Annotated in this window: 13 protein-coding genes; all 13 read left to right on the top strand. The window is 60.1% G+C overall.

From position 1 onward, the window contains the following. The first annotated feature begins 19 nt into the window (after window positions 1–19). Complete coding sequence (rplL, locus tag C1713_RS10115; RefSeq protein ID WP_050343123.1) at window positions 20–391, top strand: 50S ribosomal protein L7/L12; 372 nt, start codon at window positions 20–22, stop codon at window positions 389–391. 204 nt (window positions 392–595) lie between these two features. Continuing rightward, window positions 596–1,402 (top strand): RNA polymerase sporulation sigma factor SigH, encoded by an 807-nt coding sequence (sigH, locus tag C1713_RS10110; protein WP_039981611.1) that lies wholly within the window; start codon window positions 596–598, stop codon window positions 1,400–1,402. Window positions 1,403–1,787: 385 nt separating this feature from the next. After that, a complete protein-coding gene (locus C1713_RS10105) occupies window positions 1,788–2,528 on the top strand; it encodes a vWA domain-containing protein (RefSeq protein WP_102493834.1) in 741 nt (246 codons plus the stop codon). 141 nt (window positions 2,529–2,669) lie between these two features. Beyond that, window positions 2,670–3,704, top strand: coding sequence for a sirohydrochlorin cobaltochelatase (locus C1713_RS10100; RefSeq protein ID WP_102493833.1), 1,035 nt, complete (start codon window positions 2,670–2,672; stop codon window positions 3,702–3,704). 126 nt (window positions 3,705–3,830) lie between these two features. Beyond that, window positions 3,831–4,817: a Gfo/Idh/MocA family protein gene (locus C1713_RS10095; protein WP_102493832.1), complete on the top strand. Its 987-nt coding sequence runs from the start codon at window positions 3,831–3,833 to the stop codon at window positions 4,815–4,817. Between the two features lie 18 nt (window positions 4,818–4,835). Then, complete coding sequence (locus C1713_RS10090) at window positions 4,836–5,711, top strand: ABC transporter ATP-binding protein (protein ID WP_039981610.1); 876 nt, start codon at window positions 4,836–4,838, stop codon at window positions 5,709–5,711. Next, a complete protein-coding gene (locus C1713_RS10085; RefSeq protein WP_102493831.1) occupies window positions 5,711–6,448 on the top strand; it encodes an ABC transporter permease in 738 nt (245 codons plus the stop codon). The genes C1713_RS10090 and C1713_RS10085 overlap by 1 nt, the downstream gene beginning before the upstream one ends. Before the next feature lie 30 nt (window positions 6,449–6,478). Then, window positions 6,479–7,306 carry a metal ABC transporter ATP-binding protein gene (locus C1713_RS10080; RefSeq protein ID WP_061944181.1) on the top strand — a complete coding sequence of 276 codons (828 nt, stop codon included), beginning with the start codon at window positions 6,479–6,481 and terminating at the stop codon, window positions 7,304–7,306. Continuing rightward, the gene (locus C1713_RS10075) at window positions 7,297–8,139 is read left to right on the top strand and encodes a metal ABC transporter permease (protein ID WP_102493830.1); all 843 of its coding nucleotides are present in this window, start codon (window positions 7,297–7,299) and stop codon (window positions 8,137–8,139) included. Before C1713_RS10080 ends, C1713_RS10075 begins: the two co-directional genes overlap by 10 nt. Before the next feature lie 66 nt (window positions 8,140–8,205). Further along, window positions 8,206–8,658, top strand: a complete 453-nt coding sequence (gene rpiB, locus C1713_RS10070) for a ribose 5-phosphate isomerase B (RefSeq protein ID WP_102493829.1) — start codon at window positions 8,206–8,208, stop codon at window positions 8,656–8,658. A 19-nt stretch (window positions 8,659–8,677) separates the two neighbouring features. Further along, on the top strand, window positions 8,678–9,940 hold the full coding sequence (gene glyA, locus C1713_RS10065) for a serine hydroxymethyltransferase (protein WP_102493828.1): 1,263 nt from the start codon (window positions 8,678–8,680) through the stop codon (window positions 9,938–9,940). 25 nt (window positions 9,941–9,965) lie between these two features. Then, window positions 9,966–10,622: a uracil phosphoribosyltransferase gene (gene upp / locus C1713_RS10060; RefSeq protein WP_039981014.1), complete on the top strand. Its 657-nt coding sequence runs from the start codon at window positions 9,966–9,968 to the stop codon at window positions 10,620–10,622. Between the two features lie 252 nt (window positions 10,623–10,874). After that, window positions 10,875–12,509 (top strand): ShlB/FhaC/HecB family hemolysin secretion/activation protein, encoded by a 1,635-nt coding sequence (locus C1713_RS10055; RefSeq protein WP_102493827.1) that lies wholly within the window; start codon window positions 10,875–10,877, stop codon window positions 12,507–12,509. Window positions 12,510–12,614 lie beyond the last annotated feature (105 nt).

Below are 12,614 nucleotides of genomic sequence, written 5' to 3'. Positions count from 1 at the left end.
ACTATTGGAGGTATACAGCATGAACAAGGATCAGATTCTGGAAGCCATTGAGAACATGACCGTTCTCGAACTCTCCGAGCTCGTGAAGGCAATGGAGGAGAAATTCGGTGTCAGCGCAGCTGCACCGGTCGCAGTTGCTGCTGTCGGCGGCGCTGCTCCGGCTGCGGGCGGCGAGGAGAAGACGGAGTTCACCGTCGTTCTCGCAGCAGCAGGCGACAAGAAGATCAACGTCATCAAGGCCGTTCGTGAGGCAACGGGTCTCGGCCTGAAGGAAGCGAAGGAGCTCGTTGACGGCGCACCGAAGCCGGTCAAGGAGAATATCGCCAAGGCTGAGGCCGAAGAGCTCAAGAAGAAGCTCGAAGAGGCTGGCGCAACGGTCGAGCTGAAGTAATCTAAGTTTTTTCTCTTCCCCATAACTTTCTCCGTTTGGCGGGGAAGGGGGACAAATAGGGACTGTGCATGAGGTGAGAACCATCATGCACAGTCCTTTTTGTCTCTTGACGGGACTTTTGCAATAGAGTTATAATAATCATGGGACGATTGTGCGTGGCAGGTGACTGCCATGCACCGGAAGCATGGGAAGACGGTGCATCGTATGATTTTTTACGGCGAAAAGCAAAAGCCCCTATTGGATGAAGAACGTTCCGTGTCGGAGGAGATGGATACGGGCGAGCTCGCTGCCGATGGGGACACCTACGCAGACGAGACGGCGGAAAACAGCATCTATGACGGCTGCTCGGATGAGGATCTCCTCGCCCACATTCGCGGCGAGCGCGGTGATGAGGCACTCGACTATCTCATCAACAAATACCGTAACTTCGTGCGCTCCAAGGCACGCTCCTACTTCCTCATCGGTGCAGACCGCGAGGACATCGTGCAGGAGGGCATGATCGGCTTCTTCAAGGCGATTCGTGACTACCGCCCGGACAAGCTCTCATCGTTTCGTGCGTTTGCGGAGCTATGCGTGACGCGCCAGATCATCACGGCGATCAAGACGGCGACGCGGCAGAAACACATCCCGCTCAACTCCTACGTCTCACTGAACAAGCCCATCTACGACGAGGACTCTGACCGCACCCTGCTCGACGTGCTCTCCGGTGCGCGCATCAGCGACCCCGAGGAACTCGTCATCAGTCACGAGGAATTCATCGACATCGAGCAGAAAATGGAGGAAATCCTCAGCGACCTTGAGTGGCGCGTCCTCATGAGCTACCTCGACGGCAAATCCTATCAGGAGATCGCCGTCGACCTGCATCGTCAGGTCAAATCCATCGACAATGCGCTGCAGCGCGTTAAGCGCAAGCTGGAGAAATACATGGAGTCGCGCGGGGACGAGCTCGACATCGGGACAGTCTATCGCGGACTGACGACCATCAACCGCGTGGGACGCGCACAGGAATAAAGAAACATCAAGGGACCATTGCATACCCCCCATCGGCTCGCTGCGCTCGCCACTTCCCCCGCGCGGCGGGGAAAGCTAATATACCGTTATCCTAAAAGCCTTCCCCGTGGTCACGGGGAGCGGTCAACGTCAGCCAATCACACATCGCTGTCGCTCGTGTTCTTGGGACGTTTTCCCATACGTCCTGTTACCCAATCAGCTTCGTCCTGTGGACTTGCTTCTTGGACAGGTCAGCAAGGGGGACCGCGCAAGCGGTGGAAGGGGCACAAAGAAGGGGCTGTTACACGAAGTTTGCGACCCCATGCAACAGCCTTTTTTGTTTTATGTGAATATCATATTCTATTGCTATCATTCAAAAAGCAGTTGAGAAATAGGAGGCATGACCATGTGGAAAAAATTTTCATCCATCCTGCTGACGGTACTGCTCTGTCTCGCCTGTGCCGTGGCGTCCGCACAGGCGGCAGAGGACAGCACACCGAGAGCGGCTGCGCCGCAGGAAAAGCCGAGCCGCATTGAACTCGTGATGATCCTCGACAGGAGTGGATCCATGCACGGGCTGGAGGCGGACACCATCGGCGGCTTTAATGCGATGATCGAGAAGGAGAAGAAGCTTGGCATCGACGTGCGCGTGACGACGGTGCTCTTTAACGACAAGATTGACCGCCTCTACGAGCACAGGGCGATCCAGAGCGTGCGCCCGCTGACCGAGCGGACGTATGAGACGGGCGGCACGACGGCACTCCTCGATGCCGTCGGCGAAACGATCCTGCACATGGAGCAGTCGGGCGCGGCAGACAGGCAGGGGACGAAGGTGATCGTCGTCATCATCACGGACGGCATGGAGAACGCGAGCACTGAGTTCACAAAGGCAAAGGTCAAGGAACTCATCTCGGACAAGCAGGAAAAGGCGGGCTGGGACTTCATCTACCTCGGCGCGAACATCGATGCGGCTGAGGAAGCAGACGCCATTGGGGTACGCAAGGCGAACGCCGTGACGTACAAGAACACATCGAGCGGTGTTCGTGCGAACTACGATGCTGTCGGTGTCTACGTCGCAGAGCGTGCGAGCGGCAACGAGAAATCGGATGCATGGAAGGATCATGTCGAGCGGGATACGGGAAAATAAGTCGTCGATGTACGTTGACAATTTCCTGCTGATGATGTATCCTATGAAATGTAATCTATATATAATAGAACTGAATCGATGGGGAGAGGCGGCAGGCTGTGTGCTTCGCCGGGGGAGTATCTATTTTTAGGAGGAATTGGAATGAGAAACTGGAAGAAGATGCTGGTCGCTTCGCTTGCATGCTCAGCGGTCTTGGGACTGTCCTCGTACAGCCCGGCAGAGGCTGCGTACGAGCTCAATCCTGAGGTCAAGACGGTGACGCCGGCACTCATGGAGGCGTCGGAAATCGGCGTTCTGAAGTACAACAACCCGCAGATGGCAAACTACACGAACAAGGATGCCATTGTTGTTGCGAGCTTCGGCACGACGTTCAAGGATACGCGTGAGAAGACGATCGAGGCGACGGTGCGCGACATTCAGGCAGCGAACCCCCTCGCAAAGGTCGTCACGGCATTTACCTCCCATATCATCATCGACCGCATCGCGGCAAAGGAAGGCAAGCACTATCCGACGCCCGAGGAGGCACTGACGCAGCTCAAGGCAGAGGGCTACTCCCGCGTCGCGTTGGTCTCGCTCGACGTCATTCCGGGCATGGAGTACTCCTACGTCAAGGCGGTTTACAACGAGTACAAGGATCAGTTTAAGACGATGACCTGCGGCACCTCCCTCATGTACTGGCAGGGACAGGAAAATCAGGCGGACGACGTGACGGAGTTCATCAAGGCGGTCTCGACGCAGTTCCCGAAGCTGGGCAAGGATGAGGCACTCCTCCTCATGGCACACGGCACGCCGCACGTTTCCAACGCCTACTATTCCGTGATCCAGGCAAAGCTCAACGAGCTCGGCTATAAGAACGTCTACGTCTACACGGTGGAGGGCTGGCCGAGCCTGGAGACGATCCTGCCGAAGCTCAAGCAGAACCACATCAAGATGGTCACGCTCATGCCGATCATGATGGTGGCGGGCGATCATGCACACAACGACATGGCGGGCAAGGATTCGGACTCGCACAAGAGCATCCTTGAGAGCCAGGGCTTCAAGGTCAACACCTATCTGCACGGCCTCGGTGAGAACCAGGCGATCCGTGCTGCCTTCGTGGAGCGTGCCAACGACGCATGGGACGCGCTGCAGGGACGCAAGGGTGCGGATGCAGACCACATCAAAATGATGAAGTAATACAGCATATCCGCTCGGAGCCTGTCACAGGAGCATCTGCTTCTGCGGCAGGCTCTTTTCTTTATGGAGATACCCTGCTATAATAAATGGCACGAAAAGCAAGGCAACAGATAGAGGAGTACGCGAATGAAGATTGCAGTCGTCGGAACGGGAATGATCGCACGCGAGGCGCTTAATGCGCTGCGCATGGTGAGAGGTGTGGAGATCCCCGTGCTCTGTGCACGAGCGCACAGCAGGAAAAAAGCGGAACGCATGGCGCAGGAGTTTAACATCCCGCACGTCGTGACCGACTACGCAGAGCTGCTCGCATCCCATGCGGCCGACGTCGTCTACCTCGGCATCGTAAACAGCGCGCATTTCGACTATGCGCGTCAGGCGATCTCGGCGGGCTGGAATGTCATCGTGGAGAAGCCCTTTGCCTCGACCCTCGCGGAGACAGAGGAGCTGATCGCGCGCGCCCGTGCCGCGCAGAGCTATGTCTTTGAGGCAATGACGCCGCTCTATATGCCGAACTTTCGCGGCATCGTGGAACGGCTGCCCCGGCTTGGCCTCGTCCGCCTCGTACAGGCGAACTTCTCCCAGTATTCGAGCCGCTACGACCGCTACCTCGCGCGCGACGTTGCTCCCGCGTTTGACCCCGCCTGCTCGGGCGGCGCACTCTATGACCTGAACGTCTACAACCTAGCGCTCATCATCGCGCTCTTCGGACGCCCGCTTTCCGCGTCCTATCTGGCAAATATCGGATTCAACGGCATCGACACATCAGGGGTGATGACCCTGCGCTACGACGGCTTTTGCGCCTCATCGGCAGCGGCGAAGGACAGCAGCAGCCCCTCCTTCCTCATGATCCAGGGCGAGAACGGCTGGATTCGCACCGACGGCACGCCGAACGAACTGCGCTCCTTCACCATCGGCCTGCGCGGTGCGGCGCCTGAGACCTTCGCCCTGAACCGCCACGAGCACCGCATGGTGCATGAGTTTGAGGAGATGCAGCGCATATACCAGCAGCGGGACTACACTGCCGTGGAGGACGGATTTGCCGTGACGCGCGCAGTGATGGCCGTCATGGAAAAGGCGCGCCTGATGGCGGGCATCCAGTTTCGGGCGGACTGATACATGGACAATGACATGATGATTGAGATGGAACATCTCGTCAAAAAATTTCCGCATACCAATGAGAAAAAAGAGAGCGCATGGAAGACCGCCGTCAATGATGTATCGCTCTCCGTACGGCGCGGCGAGGTGTTCGGTCTCCTTGGCCCGAACGGCGCAGGCAAGACGACAATCATCCGGATGCTCACCATGCAGACCCGTCCGACGAGCGGACGCATCCGCATCGGCGGAGAGGACATCCATGCGGCAGAGCGCAGCGTCAAGGCACAGATCGGTGTCGTCCCGCAGCACGTGAACTTTGATCAGGAACTCACCGTCTGGGACAATATGGAGCTGCACGCGCGCCTGCACCACATGGAGCGTGCGGAGCGCACGGCACGCATCGAGGAGCTCCTGACGGAGATGTCGCTCATGGAGGTGCGCAACGACGGTGTGCGGCAGCTCTCGGGCGGGATGAAGCGGCGGCTGCTCATTGCGCGTGCGCTCATCCACCGTCCGCGCGTCCTCTTTCTCGACGAGCCGACCGTTGCCCTCGATCCGCAGATTCGCCGCCATATCTGGGATGTGGTGCACGGCATCGCAGCGCGCGGCGTGACCGTCCTCCTCACCACACACTACATCGAGGAGGCAGAGGCGCTCTGCGCACGCGTCGCCATCATCAATAAGGGGCGGCTCATTGACTTGCAGACGCCGCAGGACTTCTGTGAGGCACTGGGCAGACACGCCGTGGAGTGGGATGGGGCGGACGGACGCGCCTACCGCTTTTTCCATACACAGGAGGAGGCGCGCAGCTATGCGCGCGGCATCGAGGAGACGATGGCGCGTGTGCTCCTGCGCCCGACGAATCTAGAGGACGTCTTTATCGAGCTGACGGGACGGAAGGAGGGGCTCTGATGCTTGGCGATATATGGACGGTGTTTTGGCGCGACTGGATCGTGCTGCGCCGCCGCCTGAAAAAATATATCCTGAGCCGCATGGTCTCGCCGCTCATGTTCCTCATCGCCTTTGGCTGGGGACTCGGGCGGAGCATCGACGTCGGCGGCGGCTCGTACATCGACTTCCTCGTGCCGGGGCTGCTCGCGATGAACTCCATGAACATCAGCTTTAACAGCATCATCCCCGTGCACGCGGAGCGCATCTACCATAAAAGCCTTGAGGAGTACCTTATCGCCCCCATCCGCCCCGATGCCTACGTCGTCGGCAAGGTCGCGGGTGCCGTGTTGCGCGGACTGATCTCCTCGGCGATCATCATCGGACTGAGTTATCTCTTCGGTGCACATTTTTCCGTCACGCCGCTCTTTCTTCTTGTGCTGACGCTGAACTGTGCGATTTTCGCGGAGATTGGCTTTCTCGCGGCGATGTATATCTCCACCTACGAGGAGATGGGACAGGTCAACCTCTACGTCCTCCTGCCCATGTCGTTCCTCTGCGGGACATTCTTCTCCACGGCGGCACTGCCGGATGCGGTGCGCTATCTCGTGGAGATCCTCCCACTGACACATACGAGCTACCTCCTGCGCAGCCTCAGCGGGGCAGGGGACTACTCCGTTATCTCGCTTGCCGTCGTCGTGCTCTACGCCATCCTCGGCATCGTCGCCGGTACATGGAAATTCCGCCGACTGACTGACTAAGCAATCACTCATATCACTCAGAGGACAATCATGCTCAGGCATATCTTTCATCACAGCGGCGCAGCAGAGGGCTGCGCGCACTTCTGCTGCACGCGCGTCGAGGACTTTGGCGTCTCCTACGGGACATTTGACGTCTTCTCGCACGTCAATCTGCACTTTCACTGCGGTGAGCTCACCGCCATCATCGGCCCGAACGGCGCGGGAAAATCAACCCTCCTGCGCGCCATCCTCGGCGAGGTGCCGCACACGGGACACATCCGCTTCGTCGACGCCGAGGGGCGCCATACCGGCCGCCCCGTCATCGGCTACGTCCCGCAGTACCTCCGCCTCGACGTGAGCGCACCGACCACCGTCATGGATCTCTTTATGGCGTGCATCACGGCGCGCCCCGTCTGGCTCTGCCCCGCACGTCGCTATCGTGCACGTGCCACGCAGAGCCTTGCGCGCGTGCGGGCGGAGCACCTCATCGACCGCCGCCTCGGCGCACTCTCGGGCGGAGAACTGCAGCGCGTTCTCCTCGCGCTCGCGCTCGACCCCATCCCGAACCTGCTCCTCCTCGATGAGCCCGTCTCGGGCGTTGATCAGCGCGGATTGGCACTCTTCTACGAGATCGTCGCGGAGCTGCGCGCCAAGGAGGATCTCGCGATCCTCCTCATCTCGCATGACCTCGGCATGACGGCACGCCATGCGGACAAGGTTGTCCTGATGAACCACGGCATCGCGGCGGCCGGTACGCCCGAGGAGGTCTATCGCTCTCCGGCGATGGAGCAGATCTTCGGCATTCTGCCCGACCTCAGCAGCCTGCGCGCGCCGACGGAGAAGCGCACGGCAGGAGAGGAGGGGACGGCATGGAACTGATCTATCACGTCATGGACACACTCCTGCCCTTTTCGTGGACAGAGTATACCTTTATGAAGAATGCGCTTCTCGCCGTCCTACTCATGACGCCGCTCTTCGGGCTCCTCTCGACCATGGTCGTCTCAAGCCGCATGGCGTTCTTCTCGGACTCGCTCGGCCACGGCGCATTCACGGGTATTGCCGTCGGCGCGCTCGTCGGCATCGTCTCGCCGCTCACCGCGCTCATCACCTTCTCGATCGCCTTTGCCCTCCTCATCACCTACATCAAGCATCGGACGGCGGCATCGGCAGACACCGTCATTGGCGTATTCTCCTCGACTGCCATTGCCGTCGGCCTCATGGTCATGAGCCGAGGCGGCGGTTTCTCGAAATTCTCCCCGCTCCTGATCGGCGACATCCTGAGCATCACGCCGTCCGACCTCGCGGGACTGCTCGCCGTCGACCTCCTCGTCGTACTGGTCTGGGCCGTCCTCTTCAACCATCTGCTCCTGCTCTCCGTCAACCCGTCACTCGCGCACAGCCGCGGCATCTCCGTCGTGCGCATCGAGGCGGCGTTTGCCGCCCTGCTCGCCGTCGTCGTCGCCGTCAGCATCCAGTGGGTCGGCATCCTCATCATCAATGCACTCCTCGTCCTGCCGGGGGCAGCCGCGCGCAACGTGGCGCGCAGCGTCAAGGAGTACCACCTCATCGCCATCCTCACCGCCCTCGTTGCGGGCATCGTCGGGCTCTTCTCCGCCTACTACCTCGGCATCGCGGCCGGCGCGGCCATCGTCGCCGCCGCCGCCCTCATCTTCTTCCTCTCGCTCGCACTCCGTACACGCGTGCAGCGGTGATCTGTTTTTTTTTATCAAATTATGCTAAAATGGGCAGAAATAAAACATCTAAAGGAGGCCGTTCGGATGAAAATAACGATTGGCAGCGATCATGGGGCAGTGGAGCTGAAAGAGGAAGTCAAGATGGTGCTCCACGAGTTTGAGGATGTCCGCGTCACGGACGTCGGCACCTTCGGCACGGAGTCGGTCGACTATCCCGACATCGCGGAGAAGGTCTGCGCTGATGTCGTCTCCGGCAAGGCGGATCGTGGCATCGTCCTCTGCGGCACGGGGATCGGCATCTCCATCGCGGCAAACAAGATCGACGGCATCCGCGCCGCACTCTGCGGCGACGTCTACTCGGCGATCATGTCGCGGAAACACAACGACGCAAACGTCCTCGCCATGGGCGGACGCGTCACGGGCATCGGCCCGGCGGGTGAAGTCGTGCGCGCATGGGTCTGCACGGAGTTCGAGGGCGGCCGCCACGCCCGCCGCGTCGACAAGATCATGGCACTTGAGCAGCAGAAAGACAGCTAACAGCTAGGGGAGAGCACACATGAGCATTATGGACACGCTGAAACAGTCAGACCCGCAGGTCGCGGAGGCAATTGATCACGAGCTCAACCGTCAGCGGACAAAGCTCGAACTCATCGCCTCGGAGAACATCGTCAGCCGTGCCGTCATGGAGGCACAGGGCAGCGTCCTCACCAACAAATACGCCGAGGGCTACCCCGGCAAGCGCTACTACGGCGGCTGCGAGTACGTCGATGTCGCAGAGCAGCTCGCCATCGACCGCGCAAAGGAACTCTTCGGCGCGGCATGGGCGAACGTTCAGCCCCACTCGGGCGCACAGGCGAACATGGCGGTATTCTTCGCCCTCCTGCAGCCGGGCGACACCATCCTCGGCATGAACCTCACGGACGGCGGACACCTCACGCACGGCAGCCCCGTCAACATCTCCGGCACCTACTACAAGGTCATCCCCTACGGCGTTGACCGCGAGACCGAGCGCATCGACTACGACGCCCTCGAAAAACTCGCTGCCGAGCACCATCCGCGCATGATCATCGCGGGCGCATCGGCGTATGCACGCATCATCGACTTTGAGCGCATCGCCGCCATCGCCAAAAGCGTCGATGCCATCTTCATGGTCGACATGGCACATATCGCGGGGCTCGTCGCAGCGGGGCAGCACCCCAGCCCCGTCCCCTACGCCGACATCGTCACCACGACCACGCACAAAACCCTGCGCGGCCCGCGCGGCGGCCTCATCCTCGGACGCGACGAAGAACTCGGGAAAAAGATCAACAAGGCCGTATTCCCCGGCATCCAGGGCGGCCCTCTGATGCACGTCATCGCGGCCAAGGCCGTCGCCCTCGGCGAGGCACTGCAGCCCTCGTTCAAGGAGTACGGCGCACAGGTCGTCAAGAACGCCGCCACGCTCGCCGACGAACTCACGAAGCTCGGCTACCGCATCGTCTCGGGCGGCACGGACACGCACGTCATGCTCGTTGACCTCACGAACAAGGACATCACGGGCAAGGAAGCGCAGACCCTCCTCGACGAGGTCAACATCACAGCGAACCGCAACACCATCCCGTTCGAGCCGCGCAGCCCGTTCGTCACGAGCGGCATCCGTCTCGGCTCGCCCGCACTCACCACGCGCGGCTTCCGCGAGGAGGACATGCGTGAGGTCGCACGCATCATCGCGCACGTCCTCGATGCACCGACGGACGAGAGCCGCCGCGCAGAGGCACGCCGCCGCGTCGATGCATTCTGCAAAAAATATCCGATCTATGAACATCTCGGGGAGAACTGACCTCCCCGTGGAAAGGAAACATCCCATGGCTGACACATTCCGCCCGTCCGACATACCGACACTCCACCTCGTCGATCATCCGCTCATCCAGCACAAACTGACCATCATGCGCCGCAAGGAAACGGGGACAAAGGAATTCCGCGAACTGCTCTCGGAGATCGCCATGCTCATGGCATACGAGATCACGCGCGACTTCCCCCTGCGCGACGTGGAGATCGAGACCCCTGTCGCACATTGCCATGCAAAAATGCTCGCAGGCAAAAAACTCGGCATCGTCCCGATCCTACGCGCAGGCCTCGGGATGCTCGACGGCATCCTGAACCTCATCCCTGCGGCACGCGTCGGACACATCGGACTCTATCGCGACCCCGAGACACTTGCCCCCGTCGAGTACTATGCAAAGCTCCCGCGCGGCATCGAGGATCGCACACTCATCGTACCTGACCCCATGCTCGCCACGGGCGGCAGTGCGTCGGCAGCACTCACCATGCTCAAGGACAAGGGCGCGCGCAGCATCATCCTCATGTGCCTCGTCTCCGCTCCTGAGGGCATCCGCCGCGTCGCGGCAGACCACCCCGACGTACCGATCTACGTTGCGGCAGTGGACGACTGCCTCAACGAGCACGGCTACATTGTACCGGGGCTCGGCGATGCGGGCGACCGCATCTTCGGAACACTCTAAGCTGCCCACCCTCGCGCGCGAGCGGTGGAGGGGGCGCCTGTCGGATAAGACATTAAAGCCTGTTGCATGAAGCTTTTTAGCTTCGTGTAACGGGCTTTTCTATTGTTATCTGATTCATTAAAAAGCGGAACCGTAACATTTGTTTCTAGGAATAAAGTCATGAATGTGTTAATATAAAGTATAAACTGGCGATAACTATATTAAGAGTATCTATAAGGACAGCAATACGCGCAGACAGAAGGAAATGTGCGAATGAATCAGATGAACATAAAACATGTAACGAACGCGCATCGCGTGAAAAAACGACTGCTGACCGCAGGTCTTGCCGCCCTCTGTGCCGTGAGCTGCACCCCCGCCGCGCACGCCGCCGAAAAGGCAGCAGAGAAGACGACAGAGAGTATATGGGTCGCACGCTATACATTTGACGGAGAAAACCCCGTGACCGATGCGGAGCTGCGGGACATCCTCGCGCCGCATCGCCACCATGAGGCGACGCTCTCCGACCTTGAGGCGCAGGCGGAGGAGATCACGAAGTATCTGCGGGACAAGGGCTACTTTGTCGCGTTTGCCTACCTCGCACCGCAGGAATTTCGCGACGGCGTCGTCACCTTTACCATCGTGCCGGGACGCTATGGCGAGATCATCGTCAACAACGAGACCTACGTGCACGATCGGGCGATCCTGCGCGAGATGGGCGTCGCACCGGGGCAGATCATCGACAAGAATAAACTCAGCCGCGGCGTCTGGCTCACCAACGACATGAACCGCATCGAGGCAAACACCAAACTCAAGGCGGGCAGCGAGCCGGGGACGACCGACCTCATCGTCAACGTCAAGAACAAGGGACACCGCATGTGGGGCTACCTTGGCGTGGACAACGGCGGCTACCGCTACACGGGGCGCTATCAGTACAGCGCATTCTTCAACTACGCGAGCCCCTTCCGCGAGGGGGACATCTTCTCCATCGGCGGCGTCATGTCAAACGGCAAAATGTGGTCGGGCTCCGTCTCCTACAGCACGCCGTTCTGGCGGCAGGGCGAGCGGTTCGGCATCAGCTGCACACGATCCTTCTACTCTCTCGGCGGCGCATTTTCCTCCATGGATTTCGTGGGCTCGTCACAGAGCATCGGATTCAACTGGCAGCACAACTTCCGCCGCAGCCGTGACCTCAACCTCTACGGCTCCGTGCGGCTCGACTTCAAGAGCTTGGGCAGCGAGGCACGGCAGATGTCCTTCCGTGACCCGAAACACGCCCGCAACTGGGTGTTCGGCATCAATGGGGACAACCTCGACCGCTTCCTGACGGGAGGGCGCAACACCTTCTCGCTCTCCTATACGCGCGGCAATGTCATGATCGACGAGCCCATGCAGCGGCTCAACGACGCGGTGACGGGGCGCACGGCAGGGCATTTCGGCAAGTGGAACCTCGACCTCACGCGGCTCCAGCACATCGACGATCGGCTTGCCCTCTACCTCAGCTACAGCCGCCAGTGGGCGGAGAAAAACCTCGACTCCTCGGAGAAATTCTCCCTCGGCGGGCCGAGCGGCGTACGCGCCTATCCCGTCAGTGAGGCGTCGGGCGACGACGGCTGGAAATGGACGGCGGAGCTGCGGTGGAACGTACCGACGCGCGAGGGCGATACCAACGTCTGGCAGATGATCGTATTCGTCGATGGAGGACATGTGAGCATCTACCATGAGGGCTATCCCGGCTATACGGGACCGGACAGCCGCAGCCTGTATGGGGCAGGCCTCGGCGTCAACTGGAGCAATGATGATAACTGGGTCGCTCGTGTAAACTACGCGTGGAAGCTTGGGCACGAGCCTGCGGTCTCGGACAGTGACCGCAGCGGACGCTTCTGGTTTCAGGTCTATAAATTCTTCTAAACGGTGATCTTCCTTGAGATTTCACCAGCCCCCATAGCCTCCTCGTTCGACGGGAGAAGCTAACGGCAACACCACAGCCTCTCCCGTTCGATGGGAGGCAGAACG

Source organism: Centipeda felix (genome assembly GCF_900186465.1).
GTDB lineage: Bacteria > Bacillota > Negativicutes > Selenomonadales > Selenomonadaceae > Centipeda > Centipeda felix.
Note: the sequence above shows the minus strand (reverse complement) of the source record. Positions and strands in the feature narration are given on the sequence as shown.